Source organism: Flexivirga aerilata, assembly GCF_013002715.1.
GTDB lineage: Bacteria > Actinomycetota > Actinomycetes > Actinomycetales > Dermatophilaceae > Flexivirga > Flexivirga aerilata.
In genome coordinates this window covers 226,329-240,670 of sequence record NZ_JABENB010000003.1, presented here as the reverse complement: position 1 = coordinate 240,670, position 14,342 = coordinate 226,329, and the positions used below count along the sequence as shown (strand labels likewise).

Here is a 14,342-nt window from a genome sequence, read left to right as displayed (position 1 = left end):
CCCGGGTCAGCCGACCGGGTCAGCCGACCGGGCCAGCCGACCAGGTCAGTCCTCGAACGCCTCCGGCGCCGGGCAGGAGCAGATCAGGTTGCGGTCACCGTGCGCGCCGTCGATGCGGCGGACCGGAGCCCAGTACTTCCGCATCGGGTCGACACCGGCCGGATAGGCCGCCTCGGCGCGGGTGTAGGGGTGGTCCCACTCGGCCGTCAGCGACAGCGCCGTGTGCGGGGCGTGCCGCAGCACCGAGTCCGCAGCGGCGACCTTGCCGTCGAGCACTTCCTGGATCTCACCCCGGATCGCGATCATCGCGTCGCAGAAGCGGTCGAGCTCCTCCAGCGACTCGCTCTCGGTCGGCTCGACCATCAGCGTGCCGGCCACCGGGAACGACATCGTCGGCGCGTGGAAGCCGTAGTCGATGAGCCGCTTGGCGACATCGTCGACGGTGACCCCGGACTCCTTGGTGAGGCCGCGCAGGTCGAGGATGCACTCGTGCGCGACGAGGCCGTCGTCTCCGGCATACAGCACCGGATAGTGCGAACTCAGCCGCTTGGCAACGTAATTGGCCGACAGCACGGCGGTCTCGGTGGCCTTGGTCAGGCCCTCGCCACCCATCAGACGCACATACGCCCACGAGATCGGCAGGATCGAGGCCGAGCCGTAGGGCGCCGCCGACACCGGCCCGGTCTCCCCCGTCAACTCCTCCGCGAACGGATGCGACGGCAGGTATGGCGCCAGGTGCTCGCGCACGCCGATCGGTCCGACGCCGGGACCGCCGCCGCCGTGCGGGATGCAGAACGTCTTGTGCAGGTTGAGGTGCGACACGTCTCCACCGAACTTGCCCGGCTGGGCGAGGCCGACGAGCGCGTTGAGGTTGGCGCCGTCGACGTAGACCTGTCCACCGGCCTCGTGCACCAGCGAGCACAGCTCGGAGATGGTGTCCTCGAACACCCCGTGCGTCGACGGGTAGGTCACCATGATCGCGGCGAGCTGCTCGCCGTGCTCCTTGATCTTCAGCTTCAGGTCGTCCATGTCGACCTCACCGCTCGGCGCGGTGCCGACCACGACGACCTTCATCCCGGCCATCACCGCCGACGCCGCGTTGGTGCCGTGCGCCGAGGCGGGGATCAGGCAGACGTTGCGACCGGTCTCGCCGCGCGCCTCGTGGTAGCCGCGGATCGCGAGCAGGCCGGCGAGCTCACCCTGCGAGCCGGCGTTGGGCTGCAGGGACACCGAGTCGTAACCGGTGATCGCGCACAGCCACTGCTCGAGGTCGGCGATCAGCTCGCGGATGCCCTCGGTCTGCTCCGCCGGCGCGAACGGGTGGAGGGAGGCGAACTCCGGCCAGGTGATGGCCTCCATCTCGGTGGTCGCGTTGAGCTTCATCGTGCAGGAGCCGAGCGGGATCATCCCGCGGTCGAGCGCATAGTCCCGGTCGGCGAGCGTCCGCAGGTAGCGCAGCATCGCCGTCTCACTGTGGTGGCTGGAGAACACCGGGTGGGTGAGGAAGTCACTGGTGCGCTGCAGGGCGGCGTCCCAGGTCGGCTCGCCGTCGCCGGGCACCGGCGCGTTGACGCCGAAAGCGGCTGCCACGTCTGCGAGTTCGGCATCGGTGGTGGTCTCGTCGACACTGACCGACACGTGGTCGCCGTCGACCCGCCATACGTTGATGCCCCGCTCGCGCGCGGCTTCGACCACGGCGTCGGCACGACCGGGCACCACCACGGTGATCGTGTCGAAGAACGCGTCACCGGTCGTCTCGAGACCGCCGGCGGCCAGCGCCTCGGCCAGTCCGGTGGCCTTGCCGTGCACCTCGCGCGCGATGCGGGCCAGACCCTGCGGGCCGTGCCACACGGCATACATCGACGCCATCACGGCGAGCAGCACCTGGGCGGTGCAGATGTTGGAGGTCGCCTTCTCACGGCGGATGTGCTGCTCGCGGGTCTGCAGCGCGAGCCGGTATGCCGGGGCGCCGTCGGCGTCGACACTCACGCCGACCAGCCGGCCGGGCAGGGTGCGCTCGAGTCCCTTGCGCACGCTCATGTAGCCGGCGTGCGGGCCGCCGAAGCCCATCGGCACCCCGAACCGCTGGCTGGTGCCCACGGCGATGTCGGCGCCCCACTCACCGGGCGGGGTCAGCAGGGTCAGCGCGAGCAGGTCGGCGGCCGCGGTGACGAGCGCACGCTCCTCGTGAGCGGCCTCGGTGAGCGCCCGCCAGTCGTGAATCGCGCCGTCGGCGCCGGGATATTGCACGACCACGCCGAAAACGTCGCGCTCCCCCGCGGCGGCCCGCAGACGCGCGGCGTCGGTCACGCCGCGCAGGTCGGCGACGACCACCTCGATGTCGAGCGGCAATGCGCGGGTCTGGGTGACCGCGATCGACTGCGGCATCGCCTGCGCGTCGATCAGCAGCACCGCGTCCTTGGGGGCCTTCGACGCGCGGCGCATCAGCGTCATCGCCTCGGCGACCGCGGTGGCCTCGTCGAGCAGCGACGCCCCGGCGGTCTCGAGGCCGGTGAGGTCGGCGACAACCGTTTGGAAGTTGAGCAGCGCCTCCAGCCGGCCCTGCGAGATCTCCGGCTGGTACGGCGTGTAGGCGGTGTACCAGGCCGGGTTCTCCAGGATGTTGCGGCGCACCACCGGCGGGGTGTGGGTGCCGTAGTAGCCGAGGCCGATCATCGAGGTGAGCACCTGGTTGCGCCGCGCCTTGTCGCGCAGCTCGGCGATGACCGCCGGCTCGGACTCGGCGGCCTCGACGTCGAGCGCGGCCGTGGCGCGGATGCCGCCGGGGATCGCGCCCTCGACGAGCGCGTCCTTGCTGGCATAGCCGAGCAGCTTCAGCATTGCGGTGACGTCGTCGTCGGCCGGGCCGATGTGGCGGGAGACGAAGTCGGGCAGATCTTGCACGGTCATGAGGCGGCACCTTCGAGGCGAGTCGGACTGGTGGGTCACGCCTCCCCAACTGTCGCCACCGTGCGGTGCCTCCAGAGTTGCCTCACCCGGATGGTCCTGGTGCCTGAGAGGTTCTGAGGAGTGTTGCCCCTTCGGCGCTCCGCGTAAGCGGATCTCTCCCACCCGGTGTCGTCGGCAGGGTCAAATTTAGCATCCGGCGGGCCAAGCGCCCGACCAGCCGCCGCCCGGCGGGGCGGTGTCGTCAGCCGGCCGCGCTGGTGCGCCGGGCGCGCCGCTCGCGCAGCTCGTCGCCCGGGTGCTCGGCCGGCGCCTCGGCGTCGGGGCGCTCGCCGGGCAGCTCGGACAGCGAGCCCTCGACCTCACGCCAGACGGTGCCGAGCGCGATGCCGAAGACGCCCTGACCGCCGCGGACCAGGTCGATCACCTGGTCGTCGGAGGTGCACTCGTAGACGCTGGCGCCGTCGGACATCAGGGTGATGCCGGCGAGCTCGGAGACGCCGTGCGAGCGCAGTGCGCCGACGGCGACCCGGATCTGCTGGAGCGAGACACCGGTGTCGAGCAGTCGCTTGATGACCTTCACGACCAGGATGTCGCGGAAGCTGTAGAGCCGTTGGTGGCCGGAGCCGGAGGGGTTGCGCACCGACGGCTGGAGCAGCCCGGTGCGGGCCCAGTAGTCGAGCTGTCGGTAGGTGACGCCCGCCGCGCGGCAGACCGCCGGGCCCCGGTAGCCGACCGACTCGGTCATCTCCTCCGGCAGGTCGTGGGTGAAGAGCGCTTCCTGCATGGGCGCGGGTGCGTGGGACTGCACGCTCTGCGCTTCACTCTTGCTGGTCACGACATCCTCCACTTGCTGCGGCGCGTTCGGGCTGGGACATCAGGCCCAGACTGCGGTGCGTGATGCTCCGCCACGGTATGGCGGCAGCCCCGGCGAATCAACGACCGCCGCGCGTGTCGCGGCCGCCGATTCAACACTAACCTTCACGTTAAACTTGAGAGTTTCGGTCATCGCTCGGGCGGACCTTCCTCCCCGGTCTCGAAGTCCTCGGCCGAAACGTTGTCCAGGAACTCCCGGAACCGCTCGACCTCGTCCTCCTCCTCGACCGGCACCTCGACCCCGACCGAGTCGAGCACGTCCTCGTCGACGTAGATCGGCACGTCCGCGCGCAGCGCGACCGCGATCGCGTCCGACGACCGCGAACTGATGCGCCGGTCGCCGTCGACGACGAGCTCGGCGAAGAAGATGTTGTCCTCCATGCGGGTGATCACCACGCTGGACAGGGTGTGCCCGAGTCCGGCGACCACGTCGACCAGCAGGTCGTGGGTGAGCGGCCGGGGCGGGGTGACGCCCTGCTGGGCGTAGGCGATCGCGGTGGCTTCGGGTGCGCCGATCCAGATCGGCACGTAGCGTTCGCCGTCGCGCTCACGCAGCAGCACGATCGGCTTGTTGGTCGGCATCTCGACCCGCACACCCATCACGTCGACCTGTTTCACAGGCTCAACGCTACTCCCGGGTGAGGTCGGCGCGCACCAGTGCAAGGTGCAGTGCCAGGCATTGGCGCACGAGTTCCTCCCGGTCGGCGCCGGTCGGGCCGGCCGTCAAGCCCTGGACGAGCGCCACCTCGCGCTCGGCGGCGAGCCGGAACGGTCGCAAATGGCGCGCCTCCACCCCGTAGGAGAGCAGGCTGGCCGCCGCGTGCGCGACCTGCAGGTCGGGTGCGCCGAAGTGGTCGTCGGCGCCGATCCGCAGCAGCCCGAACGACTCCAGGTCGGCCAGCGAGTCGCGGTGCAGACCGGTGGCGCGCAGCAGCTCGGCGCGATTGATCCGCACGTCCGCCGGGGTGCCGTCGTCCGGCGTCTGTGTCGCTGCGAGGGCCGGGTCGGTCGCCGGCGCGGGAGCGGACGGGCGGCCGTCGTCCTGCGCGGCCGGCCGCAGCCCCCGGTCGTAGGCGTCCAACGCCTCGCGGATGACCTTGAGCGGCCAGAACTTGTCGCGCTGGCAGGTCAGCACGAAACGCAGGCGGTCGACGTCGCGCTCGTCATACCTGCGGTAGCCCGAGGCGGTGCGCTCCGGGGACACCAGACCCTGAGCGTCCAGGAAGCGCACCTTGGACAGCGTCAGGTCCGGAAACTCCTCGTGCAGCCGCGCGAGCACCGCACCGATGGTGAGGCCTGGTGCGCGGCCCGTCACGACCCGGACGTGCCGGCGCCGTAGAAGACCAGGCGGAACTTGCCGACCATGACCTCGTCACCGGTCTGCAAGTCGCGGGAGTCGACCAGCTGACCGTTGACGTAGGTGCCGTTGAGGGAACCCACGTCGGTCACCGCATAACCGGTGTCGGTGCGGCGGAACACCGCGTGCCGCCGCGACACCGTGACGTCATCGAGGAAGATGTCGCTGTCGGGGTGGCGTCCGCTGCTCACCTCGGCGTCGTCGAGCAGGAACCGGGCGCCGGAGTTGGGGCCGCGCAGCACCAGCAGCAGCGCCGTGCCGGGACGCAGCGCGTCGATGGTCGCCTGGTCGGAGGCCGACAGCCGCACCTCGGACTGACTGACCCGCTCCGGGGCGGCCGGCTCGCCGACCGCAGGGATGCGGGCGGTGGTGGCGTCACCGCCGGCGTAGTCGCGCTCATCCGGGGCAGGCTGCCCGGCATTGCCGTCACCGGCCGCGCCGAACTGGCCTTCTTCGTTGGTCATTGGTCAACCCTAGATCAGAGGTACGACGGTCAGCTGAGAGTGGCCTTGTACTCCTCGACGTCCAGCAGGTCACCGAGCGCGCCCGCGTCGGCGAGCTTCAACTCATACATCCAGCCGTCGCCGTAGGGGTCGCTGTTGACCAGCTCCGGCGTGGAGTCGAGCTGCTCGTTGATCGCGGTGACCTCGCCGGCGAGCGGCGCGTAGAGATCGCTCACCGACTTGGTGGACTCGACCTCGCCGCAGGAGCCGCCGGCGTCGACCGTGTCACCGACGCCCGGCAGGCTCACGTACACCACGTCACCAAGAGCGTCCTGCGCGAAGGCGGAGATGCCGACCCGGACGACTCCGTCACCCTGGTCCTTCACCCACTCGTGGTCGGTGGTGTAACGCAGGTCGCCGGGGTATTCGAGGTCGCTCATGAGTCTCCTTGCCGATGGGACGGACGCGCAGCGGAAGTGGTCGGTGCGCCCGACTCACTGACTGCTCGGCTGAGCGTAACGAGGCGTGCTCTCCGCTCGCAACGCAGTCACCGAAGCGGACTGCACCGAGGTCACGGTCGGGGTCGCGCCCAGCTGTTTCAGCGCGTCGACCACGCCGCCGGGGATCGCCATCGCGGTCGCCATCGTGTGCGAGTCGCCGATCGCGGTCAGCACGTACGGCGGGGTCAGGGGCTTGCCGTCGGCGACCATCCGCCCGTTCGTGCCGGTGCCGAACCAGCTGTCCGCGACGATGCGCACGTCGTTCAGCTGGATCGCCTCGGCGCCGGCGTCGCGCAACTCCTCGACCGCGTTGAGGATGTCGGAGGACTTCACCGACTTGCCCGGGTCCTCGATCGTCAGCCGTATGCCGGGCCCGGTCGCCGGCAGGGTGCCGGCGAGGATGCCCAGGGTCTGCAGCCGCTCGGTCGCCGCCTGCAGCGCTGCCTGGTCTCCCCCGCCGCTGCGCAACCGGTCGCGGGTGGTGGTCAGCTTGTCCGCCTCCTGGCCGAGCTTGATCGACTGCTGGTTGACGCTGTCGAGCAACGCGACCAGGTCGTCCTGGCGCAGGTTCTCCAAGCCGGACGACCGCGTCTCGCGCACCTGGGCGACCATGGCGATGCCGAGCAGCAGCGCCAGCACGGTGATCAGCGCGTTGGCCTTGGTCGCGCGCGGCCGGGCCGCCCGCCACAGCCGCGACCAGCCGGTGCGCACGCTCTCGGCCTCCGCCTCGGCAGGGGGCGAAACCGCCTTGCCTCTGTCCTCGTCTGCGGGCCTCACTGCGTTCGTGTCCTCGCCTCGGTCGTCACTCATGCGTGAAAGAGGTGTCGCCGGATCGCCGCCACGTTGCTGAAGATGCGCACCCCGAGCACGACCACCACCCCGGTCGACAATTGCGAACCGACGCCGAGCTGGTCGCCGAGGTAGACGATCAGCGCCGCGACGACCACGTTGGAAAGGAACGAGACCACGAACACCTTGTCGTCGAAGATGCCGTCGAGCACCGCGCGCACCGCGCCGAACACGGCGTCGAGCGCCGCGATCACCGCGATCGGCAGATAGGGCTGCAGGGAGAGCGGCACGTCCGGATGCAGGACGATGCCGACGACGAGACCTACGACGAGGCCGATGGCCGGAATCATGGGCGGGGTGCTCCCTGGGTCGATCGAGAGGGGGACGGTGAAGCCGGTGATGTCGGTGCTGCCGAAGAAGCAGCAGAAGATGTCGTGCCGGCCGGCGGGTGCGCGTAGGCCAGCGCGGGTGTCGCGGCGGCCGGCAGCGACACGGAGGAGCTGGTCGTGAGCTTCTCCTTGATCTGATAGTCGTCGACCAGGCCGCGCAGGTAGGCGCCACCGGAGTCGCTCCGGAAGGCGTCCGCGACGCCGGGGCCGCCAATCACCGAGATCGTGTAGGGCGGGGTCAGCGCGCGGAAGTTGACCAGGATCGCCTGGCCGGCGAACCGGATCGCCGACTGCGAGGTGAGCCGCTGGCCGTTGATCGAGATGGCCTCCGCGCCCGCCTGCCACAGGCCGTTGACGACGATCTGCAGGTCGGTCGAGGTGAGCCGGCCGGTGGAACTGTCGGTGCGGGGGTTGCCCTGCGCGTCGGTGCCGGCGCCCGGTGCGTCGTCGACGGTGAGGGTGAGTCCCGGCCCGGTGACCGCGCCACCGCCGGTCTGCGTCTCCAGCTTGCGCAGCCGGTCGGCGAGCGAGGCGTCGTTCTGCCGGGACAGCGCCTGCGCCTGCAACCGGTTGATCTCGGACTGGGTGTCGTTGATCTTGCGGGTGTCGGTGTCGATCTGCTTCTGGCGGCTCTCGATGCTGCCGATCAGGTTGGTGCGTTCCTTGTCCGCGACCCCGGCGGGCACGCGGAGCGCGTGCGCTGCGACGGCCAGCCCCAGCCCGATGACGAGCATCGCGACGATCAGCAGCGGCGACTTCAACCCGGTCGCGGCCGGGCCGCCGGCTGCCTCGCGTTTGCGGGCGGCAGCGGCATACCCGGGATCGAGCGGTGCCCGCATCAGGTTGTTGATCAGCGACATCGTCCACGCGGGGTCGGCGGGGCGGCTGCCCTCACCACGCGCGGTGCTCGTGTCCTGCGGCCCCGTCATGCGGTGCGGACCCGCTGCACCATGCCGCGGACCTGCCCGACATACATGAGGCCGGCGAGCCAGTAGAGCGCGGTGCCCCACCAGACGAACGCCCAGCCGACAACCCGGCCGGTGTGTCCCCACCCGTTGTCCAGGCTGCCGAGCAGCACGAGCGGGAACCCGTAGATCAGGCAGAACGTGGCCGCCTTGCCGATGAAGTGGACCGGCGGGATCGGCAGCTGGTGCTTGCGCAGGGTCGGGCCCAGCGCGAAAACCATCACCTCACGGGCCAGCAGGGCCACGACCAGCCACCAGGGGATCATGCTGCGCCAGGCGAGCGCGACGATCGTGGAGAGGATGTAGAGGCGGTCGGCGAGCGGGTCGAGCAGCTGCCCGAGGCGGGTCACCTGACCGAAGCGGCGGGCGATCTGACCGTCGAGGTAGTCGGTGACCCCGGAGATCACCAGCACCCAGAACGCCCACAGGTCGTGACGCGTGGCGATCAGCCACAGGAAGACCGGGACCCCGATGAGGCGCGCGACGGACAGCAGGTTGGGCACCGTCCACAGCTGCGCGCGCAGCGACCGCAGGTCCTCGTTCACGCCCCCGATGCTAAGCGGTCACCCTGCTCACGACGGGACGACCACCCGGTCGGGGTGGCTGCACACGGTCATCCGGCGACCGCGGGTGTAGGCGATGAGCGTGATGCCGAGCTCCTCCGCGGCCTCGATCGCGAGGCTCGACGGCGCCGAGACGCAGGCGAGCACCCCGATGCCGGCCATCGCGGTCTTCTGCACGATCTCGAAGGACGCCCGCGAGGAGACCATCAGGATCTTGTCGTCGGTGGGCTCCTGCTCCAGCAGCGCCCATCCGGTGACCTTGTCCACCGCGTTGTGCCGCCCGATGTCCTCCCGTATGACGCGCGCCGGCCCCTCCAGGCCGAACAGCCCGGCCGCGTGCACCCCGCCGGTCCGTTCGAACACCTCCTGCCCCTCCCGCAGCAGGTCCGGCAGTTGCGCGATGCGCTCGGCCGGCACGCGCAGGTCGGACCGGGCCGGCCCGCCGCCGAACGCCGGCGACTGCGCGATCGCGTCGATGCTCGTCTTGCCGCACAGCCCGCAACCGCCGTGCGAGATGAGGCTGCGCTGCGCCGTCGTCGGCACCGCCGCAGCCCCGCGCAACAGCACCTGCAGCACGTTCATCTGCTCGGTGTCGGCGCAGTAGCGCGCCACCTGCACGTCGTCACGAGCGGTGATCACGCCCTCGGCCTGCAACAGGCCGTGCGCGAGTTCGATGTCGTGCCCGGGGGTGCGCATCGTCACGGTCAGCACCTCGTCGCCGACCCTGATCTCCAACGGCTCCTCGACCGCGACCGTCTCGACCCGGCGGGTCTCGCCGTGGTCGAGGTCGATGCGGAGCACCTTGTGTCTGCTGGTGATTCGGCCCATCGGCGGGGACCTCCGCCCCTTCAGGCGCTGCGTCGCAGCGGGTTGACGATGCGTTCGGTGATCTGACTGGTGCGCACGACGCGACCGACGTCGTCCAGGGTGACCACGCTCGCCGGGTCGACCTTCGTCGTACCGGCCTCCTCACGCAGGATGCCACTGGAGGCGACCACCGCGAGCCCGTCGCGCTGCAACAGGTCCAGGTCGAGGTATGGCGGGTGCGTCGGGTAATCCGCCGGCCAGACCTGCACGTCCTGCGGCTCGGCCTCCGGGTCGTGCAGGCTGATCAGGTGCAGCTCACGCGGGGTGAGCAGCAGCGCGTTGAGACTGTTGGTCGTCATCCCGTGCCACCGGATGCGCGAGAGCACCCGTCCGGCCGCTCGCGCGACGGCGGCGCCGCCCTGCTTGTGGCCGAGGTTGCCGCGCAGCCGGGCGAAGTAGCGCTCGCTGTCGGTGGTGCCGGCGGGCTCGTCGGCACCGGGTGGCAGGAGCAGCTCGAGCTTGTCGATCGGGGCGATCGCACCGTTGTGCGCGAAGGCGAGGCCGCCCGCGACGAACGGGTGGGTGTCGACCAGGTCGAGCCCGAGCCCCGGCGTCGCCAGTCGCAGGTGCAGCAGACCACGGGTGCTCGGCGTCTCCTGCACGAACCGCAGGAAGTCGCCGTCGTCGCCGGCGGCGGATATCGAGCGATGCCAGTGCAATTCGGGATTACCCTCGGCATACCAGGCCATCCCCCAGCCCTGCGCGTGCACGGTCGCCAGCTCCTGCAGGCGGGCGAGAGCCGGTGCACCGAGCACCTCCGACACCGTCACCGGGCGGTCCGAGGACCAACCGAGCAGTCGACACATGAGCGTCCCATCACCTTTCGACGGAGCCGAATTCACCGTCGATACATCATGCGCTCACTCGTCGGCCCTTCCGGACCCGGGTCGCTGCGTAAGGTGCGGACATGCCCGACTCGTCCGCGCTGATCGTGATCGACGTCCAGCGCATCTTCACCGACGCGACGAGCCCGTGGGGCTCGCCGATGGCGGAGGAGGTGGTGCCGCGGATCGTCCAGCGCATCACTGCGTATGACGGGACGATCGTCGCGACGCGCTACGTCGCGCCGCTGCATCCGGAGGGCGCATGGCAGGCCTACTTCGAGCGCTGGCCGTTCGCACTGCAGCCGCCGGACTCCCCCAGCTATGCGTTCGACCCGCGGGTCGCCCCGGCGCTTCGTGGTGTCCCGGTCGTCGACGCGACGACGTTCGGCAAGTGGGGCCCGGCGCTGCGCGAGGCGATCGGCCCCGCGCAGTCGGTCGACCTGGTCGGCGTCGCCACCGACTGCTGTGTGCTGTCGACCGCGCTGGCGATCGCCGACAGCGGCATCGCGACCCGGGTGTGGGCGCCCGGCTGCGCCGGCTCGACGCCGGACGAACACCGCAAGGCGCTCAGCATCATGGAGCTCTACGCCCCGCTGATCGAGGTGCTCGGCGACTGATCGGGCGCCGATGAGCCGAGAAGAACCGGACAAAAAGCGCAGAGTTTGGCCAGAGTTCGCGGATAATGGCTCGCAATCGACCCGTTGACCGGTGACCATTCCTCCTGGAAGGAGGTCTGCCATGTCGGTGCTCGTGCTCAACGCGGGATACGAGCCGTTGCACACGGTGTCGATCAAACACGCCATGAACATGCTGTGGCGCGGTGTCGCCACGGTCGAGGAGTCACACCCCGAGGAGACCTTCGGTCCCTTCCCCAAGCCGACCGTGCTGCGGCTGGTCCGCTACGTGAAGATGACGTGGGCCTACGCCAAGCGCGGCGGGATCAAGCTCACCGAAGTGGGCGTGAAGATCACCTGGGAGCAGTTCTCGCACGGCACCCCGACCTACAGCCAGGCCGGCGTGCTCAAGCGCGATCACGGCCAGTGCGCCTACTGCGGCCAGCCGACCGCGACGACCATGGACCATGTCCTGCCGAAGTCGCGCGGCGGTGCGACCTCGTGGGAGAACGCCGTGGCCGCGTGCGTGCCGTGCAACCAGCGCAAGGCCGACCTGACGCCCGACGAGGCCGGCATGCGACTGCTCTGGGAGCCGTTCGTGCCGACCCGCGAGGACCTCGCCTGGTAGCTCACCAGCCGACGGCGTCGCACCCGACGTGTGCGGCCGGCTCGACCTGCAGGGTTGCGTGCTCGACGTGGAAGCGGTCGGCGAGCATCGCCCGGGCACGGTCGAGCACTGGGTGCGACTCGTCGTCGGTGGCGACGATGTGGGCGGTGACGACGTCCATGCCGGAGGTGAGGCGCCATACGTGCAGGTCGTGCACGGCGGTCACGCCGGGCACCTCCTCCAGCGCCTCCTGCACCTGCGCCGGGGGCACCTCGGCCGGCGCCTGCTGGCCGAGGACGGACAGCACCTCGCGCCCCAGGATGATGGCGCGCACCGCGACGAAGCCGCCGATGAAGAGCGCAATCACGGTGTCCCACAACGGATTCGATGTCATCGCGACGGCGATGCCCGACACGATCACACCGACCGAGCCAAGGGTGTCGGCCAGCACCTCCAGATAGGCGCCCTTGACGTTGATGCTCTCGCCGGAGCCGGCGCGCAGCAGACCGAGGGCGATCAGGTTGACCAGCAGTCCGAGGCTGCCGACGATCAGCACCGGCCCGGTCTGCACCTCGGGCGTGCTGCCGATGCGGCCGATCGCCTCGACCACGATGAAGACCGAGACGCCGAGCATGAGCAGCACGGCGAGCCCGGAGGCGAACAATTCGGCGCGGTAGTAGCCATAGGTGCGCCGCTCGCCCGCGGGTTTGCTCGCCAGCCGGGTCGCCACGAGCGCGGCACCGAGCGCGACGACATCGGCTGCCATGTGCCCGGCGTCGCTGAGCAGCGCCAGCGAGCCGGCGATCAGGCCGTAGACGAGTTCGACGAAGAAGAAGCCGAAGACCAGCACGAAGGAGACCTGCAGCCGCCAGCGGTGCACACCTCCGGCGTGTGAGTGGTTGTGTCCGGCGCTCATACCCACGCTCCTCAGTCGTAGTGATCACTTCATATCTTCACATCTGCGCAGATATTATCTAATGCGGTATGACGGCGCAACCGCTGCGCCCGCGGCCCGGCCGGTGACGGGCGTTCTACAAACTGTAAAATCTGCGCTCGTGGAAGCCCAGCCGAGCAGCGCCGGAACGGCGCAGGAGCCCTCGGCCGCCCGACCGGCGGCTCCCTACGCGCTTCTCCTGCCCCTGCTGGTGCTGGTCGTCGGAGTCGTGCTGCTGGGCGACGGGGGCTACACGCCGGTCCACCTGTCCTCTCCGGGGCTGCCGACGGCGCTGACCAGTGCCGTGCTGCAGCTGGCGGCATACCTCTCGTCGGCATACGCGCTCGGCGTCTGGCTCACCGTGGCCTTCCTCCGCGTCCGGCGCGGCGGCAACCGGCTCGCGGTCGGCCGTGACCAGGAGCTGCAGCCGGCCCTGTGGGCGTCCCTGCAGTGGGGCGTCACCGCGGTCGCCCTGGTCTTCGTCGACAGCGCCGACGCGTCCGGGCAAGGGCTCGACACCCTCGGCCGGGACGGTGCGGTCGGCTACCTCGCGCAAGCCGCCTACCTGCCAAGGGCGTGGATGGTGGTCGCCGTGCTCGCCTTCGTCAGCGCAGCCATGGCGCTGCTCGCCGCGAAGTGGGAGATCGTGGCGTTCGCGCTGCCGACGGTCCTGGTCGGCGTGCTCGCGCCGGCGCTGGTCACCCAGGTGCTCGTCGGGCCCAATCACGACTTCGGCGGTGACGCGGCGATGTTCGCCTCGCGGCGCTGGCCGGCCTGATCGGCCTGCTGATGGTCGCCGTCACCCAGCCGCAACTGCTGCAGCACGAGGTGAGCGCACGCCGAATGCGTTCGTGGTGCTCGGCTTTCGCCGGTGTGGCAGTCGCCGCCGACCTGGTGATCTGCCTCTTCGAGCTCGCCGGCGGCGCACCGTGGGCGACCTGGACCGGTCGGCTCTTCACGCTGAAGATCGCGCTGCTGCTCGCCATCGTGGCACTCGTCCGGGTCCGGCCGGTGCGCTGGGAGGCGGCCGGTGCCGCCGGCCTGCTGGTCGCCGGCGTGATCGTGCTGATGGGACGCATCCCGCCGCCGAAGTATTTCGAGCCGACCTCCATCGCGCAGAACTTTCTCGGCTTCGACGTCACCCGGGCGCGGGGCCTGGCGACCTACCTGGCGGACTGGCGCCCGAACCTGCTCTTCATCACCTTCGCGACGGTCGCGATCGGCGGCTATCTGCTCGCGGTGCGACGGCTCCACCGGCGGGGCGACCGCTGGCCGGTCTGCCGCACCGTCTCCTGGGTGCTCGGCTGGCTGGTCGTCGCGGTCTCGACGTCCTCAGGCATGGGCCCTTACGCCGGGGTGGAGTTCAGCGTGCACATGGCACTGCACATGACGCTCAACATGCTCGGGCCGATCCTGATGGTGCTCGGCGGCGTCGTCACCCTCCTGCTGCGCGCGACCACACCGCACCCCAGGGGCACGGTCGACACCAGCCCGATGACCGGAGAGTCCATGCCTCTCGAGGTCGGTCCCGGCGACGGCGTGCTCGGCGGAACCACCAACCTGACCGGCCGGCTGGTGGTCCGCGCGGACGCGGTCGGCGAACGCACCCGGCTTGCCCAGATGGCCGCGATCGCCGACGAGGCGCAGCGGCGAAAGTCGCGTGCGCAGAAGGTCGCCGACCGGGTGACCAGCTACTTCGTGCCGTCG

General features: G+C 70.4%; 16 protein-coding genes, 1 pseudogene and 1 riboswitch. Of the genes and pseudogenes, 4 read left to right on the top strand and 13 right to left on the bottom strand.

Features of this window, described 5'->3' with window-relative positions:
• Window positions 1–45: 45 nt before the first annotated feature.
• The 12 genes from gcvP to HJ588_RS16665 all read right to left on the bottom strand — a co-directional run bounded on the left by gcvP (window position 46) and on the right by HJ588_RS16665 (window position 10,462).
• Window positions 46–2,910, bottom strand: coding sequence for an aminomethyl-transferring glycine dehydrogenase (gene gcvP, locus HJ588_RS16720; protein WP_171157725.1), 2,865 nt, complete (start codon window positions 2,908–2,910; stop codon window positions 46–48).
• An 81-nt stretch (window positions 2,911–2,991) separates the two neighbouring features.
• A riboswitch (glycine riboswitch) is annotated at window positions 2,992–3,081 on the bottom strand.
• Between the two features lie 70 nt (window positions 3,082–3,151).
• On the bottom strand, window positions 3,152–3,694 hold the full coding sequence (locus HJ588_RS16715) for a MerR family transcriptional regulator (RefSeq protein ID WP_171158535.1): 543 nt from the start codon (window positions 3,692–3,694) through the stop codon (window positions 3,152–3,154).
• A gap of 218 nt (window positions 3,695–3,912) precedes the next feature.
• Window positions 3,913–4,401 carry a bifunctional nuclease domain-containing protein gene (locus tag HJ588_RS16710; RefSeq protein ID WP_171157723.1) on the bottom strand — a complete coding sequence of 163 codons (489 nt, stop codon included), beginning with the start codon at window positions 4,399–4,401 and terminating at the stop codon, window positions 3,913–3,915.
• Window positions 4,402–4,411: 10 nt separating this feature from the next.
• The gene (gene ftsR / locus HJ588_RS16705) at window positions 4,412–5,098 is read right to left on the bottom strand and encodes a transcriptional regulator FtsR (protein ID WP_343036767.1); all 687 of its coding nucleotides are present in this window, start codon (window positions 5,096–5,098) and stop codon (window positions 4,412–4,414) included.
• The gene (locus tag HJ588_RS19840) at window positions 5,095–5,604 is read right to left on the bottom strand and encodes an FHA domain-containing protein (protein ID WP_171157721.1); all 510 of its coding nucleotides are present in this window, start codon (window positions 5,602–5,604) and stop codon (window positions 5,095–5,097) included. Before HJ588_RS19840 ends, ftsR begins: the two co-directional genes overlap by 4 nt.
• 29 nt (window positions 5,605–5,633) lie before the next feature.
• Window positions 5,634–6,023 (bottom strand): glycine cleavage system protein GcvH, encoded by a 390-nt coding sequence (gcvH, locus tag HJ588_RS16695; RefSeq protein ID WP_171157718.1) that lies wholly within the window; start codon window positions 6,021–6,023, stop codon window positions 5,634–5,636.
• Between the two features lie 54 nt (window positions 6,024–6,077).
• Window positions 6,078–6,860: a DUF881 domain-containing protein gene (locus HJ588_RS16690; RefSeq protein WP_343036766.1), complete on the bottom strand. Its 783-nt coding sequence runs from the start codon at window positions 6,858–6,860 to the stop codon at window positions 6,078–6,080.
• A 29-nt stretch (window positions 6,861–6,889) separates the two neighbouring features.
• A complete protein-coding gene (locus tag HJ588_RS16685; RefSeq protein WP_171157714.1) occupies window positions 6,890–7,222 on the bottom strand; it encodes a small basic family protein in 333 nt (110 codons plus the stop codon).
• Entirely contained in the window at window positions 7,219–8,190 is a 972-nt protein-coding gene (locus tag HJ588_RS16680) for a DUF881 domain-containing protein (protein ID WP_171157712.1), read from the bottom strand. Before HJ588_RS16680 ends, HJ588_RS16685 begins: the two co-directional genes overlap by 4 nt.
• The gene (clsA, locus tag HJ588_RS16675) at window positions 8,187–8,771 is read right to left on the bottom strand and encodes a cardiolipin synthase ClsA (protein ID WP_171157709.1); all 585 of its coding nucleotides are present in this window, start codon (window positions 8,769–8,771) and stop codon (window positions 8,187–8,189) included. The genes HJ588_RS16680 and clsA overlap by 4 nt, the downstream gene beginning before the upstream one ends.
• 27 nt (window positions 8,772–8,798) lie before the next feature.
• The gene (gene fdhD, locus HJ588_RS16670) at window positions 8,799–9,617 is read right to left on the bottom strand and encodes a formate dehydrogenase accessory sulfurtransferase FdhD (RefSeq protein WP_171157707.1); all 819 of its coding nucleotides are present in this window, start codon (window positions 9,615–9,617) and stop codon (window positions 8,799–8,801) included.
• A gap of 20 nt (window positions 9,618–9,637) precedes the next feature.
• Window positions 9,638–10,462, bottom strand: a complete 825-nt coding sequence (locus tag HJ588_RS16665) for a class II glutamine amidotransferase (RefSeq protein ID WP_171157705.1) — start codon at window positions 10,460–10,462, stop codon at window positions 9,638–9,640.
• 101 nt (window positions 10,463–10,563) lie between these two features.
• Between HJ588_RS16665 and HJ588_RS16660 the strand changes: the two genes are divergently transcribed.
• Window positions 10,564–11,097 (top strand): cysteine hydrolase family protein, encoded by a 534-nt coding sequence (locus HJ588_RS16660; RefSeq protein WP_171157703.1) that lies wholly within the window; start codon window positions 10,564–10,566, stop codon window positions 11,095–11,097.
• Between the two features lie 121 nt (window positions 11,098–11,218).
• Window positions 11,219–11,722, top strand: a complete 504-nt coding sequence (locus HJ588_RS16655; RefSeq protein ID WP_171157701.1) for an HNH endonuclease — start codon at window positions 11,219–11,221, stop codon at window positions 11,720–11,722.
• A 1-nt stretch (window position 11,723) separates the two neighbouring features.
• On the opposite strand, the gene HJ588_RS16650 is transcribed toward HJ588_RS16655, so the two are convergent.
• Window positions 11,724–12,617, bottom strand: coding sequence for a cation diffusion facilitator family transporter (locus HJ588_RS16650; protein WP_171157698.1), 894 nt, complete (start codon window positions 12,615–12,617; stop codon window positions 11,724–11,726).
• Window positions 12,618–12,756: 139 nt separating this feature from the next.
• Between HJ588_RS16650 and HJ588_RS16645 the strand changes: the two genes are divergently transcribed.
• Both HJ588_RS16645 and HJ588_RS19610 read left to right on the top strand, forming a co-directional pair.
• Window positions 12,757–13,413 carry a hypothetical protein gene (locus HJ588_RS16645; protein WP_171157696.1) on the top strand — a complete coding sequence of 219 codons (657 nt, stop codon included), beginning with the start codon at window positions 12,757–12,759 and terminating at the stop codon, window positions 13,411–13,413.
• A gap of 11 nt (window positions 13,414–13,424) precedes the next feature.
• Window positions 13,425–14,252 (top strand): annotated as a pseudogene (locus HJ588_RS19610) (cytochrome c oxidase assembly protein); the annotation flags it as partial.
• Between the last annotated feature and the right edge of the window lie 90 nt (window positions 14,253–14,342).

Bases quoted from the DNA above. Each gene is read 5' to 3' on its own strand.
- HJ588_RS16680 (WP_171157712.1), bottom strand. From the start codon at position 8,190: ATGACGGGGCCGCAGGACACGAGCACCGCGCGTGGTGAGGGCAGCCGC.
- gcvP (WP_171157725.1), bottom strand. From the start codon at position 2,910: ATGACCGTGCAAGATCTGCCCGACTTCGTCTCCCGCCACATCGGCCCG.
- HJ588_RS16660 (WP_171157703.1), top strand. From the start codon at position 10,564: ATGCCCGACTCGTCCGCGCTGATCGTGATCGACGTCCAGCGCATCTTC.
- HJ588_RS16685 (WP_171157714.1), bottom strand. From the start codon at position 7,222: ATGATTCCGGCCATCGGCCTCGTCGTAGGTCTCGTCGTCGGCATCGTC.
- HJ588_RS16665 (WP_171157705.1), bottom strand. From the start codon at position 10,462: ATGTGTCGACTGCTCGGTTGGTCCTCGGACCGCCCGGTGACGGTGTCG.
- HJ588_RS16650 (WP_171157698.1), bottom strand. From the start codon at position 12,617: ATGAGCGCCGGACACAACCACTCACACGCCGGAGGTGTGCACCGCTGG.
- HJ588_RS16655 (WP_171157701.1), top strand. From the start codon at position 11,219: ATGTCGGTGCTCGTGCTCAACGCGGGATACGAGCCGTTGCACACGGTG.
- gcvH (WP_171157718.1), bottom strand. From the start codon at position 6,023: ATGAGCGACCTCGAATACCCCGGCGACCTGCGTTACACCACCGACCAC.
- HJ588_RS19840 (WP_171157721.1), bottom strand. From the start codon at position 5,604: ATGACCAACGAAGAAGGCCAGTTCGGCGCGGCCGGTGACGGCAATGCC.
- HJ588_RS16715 (WP_171158535.1), bottom strand. From the start codon at position 3,694: ATGCAGGAAGCGCTCTTCACCCACGACCTGCCGGAGGAGATGACCGAG.
- fdhD (WP_171157707.1), bottom strand. From the start codon at position 9,617: ATGGGCCGAATCACCAGCAGACACAAGGTGCTCCGCATCGACCTCGAC.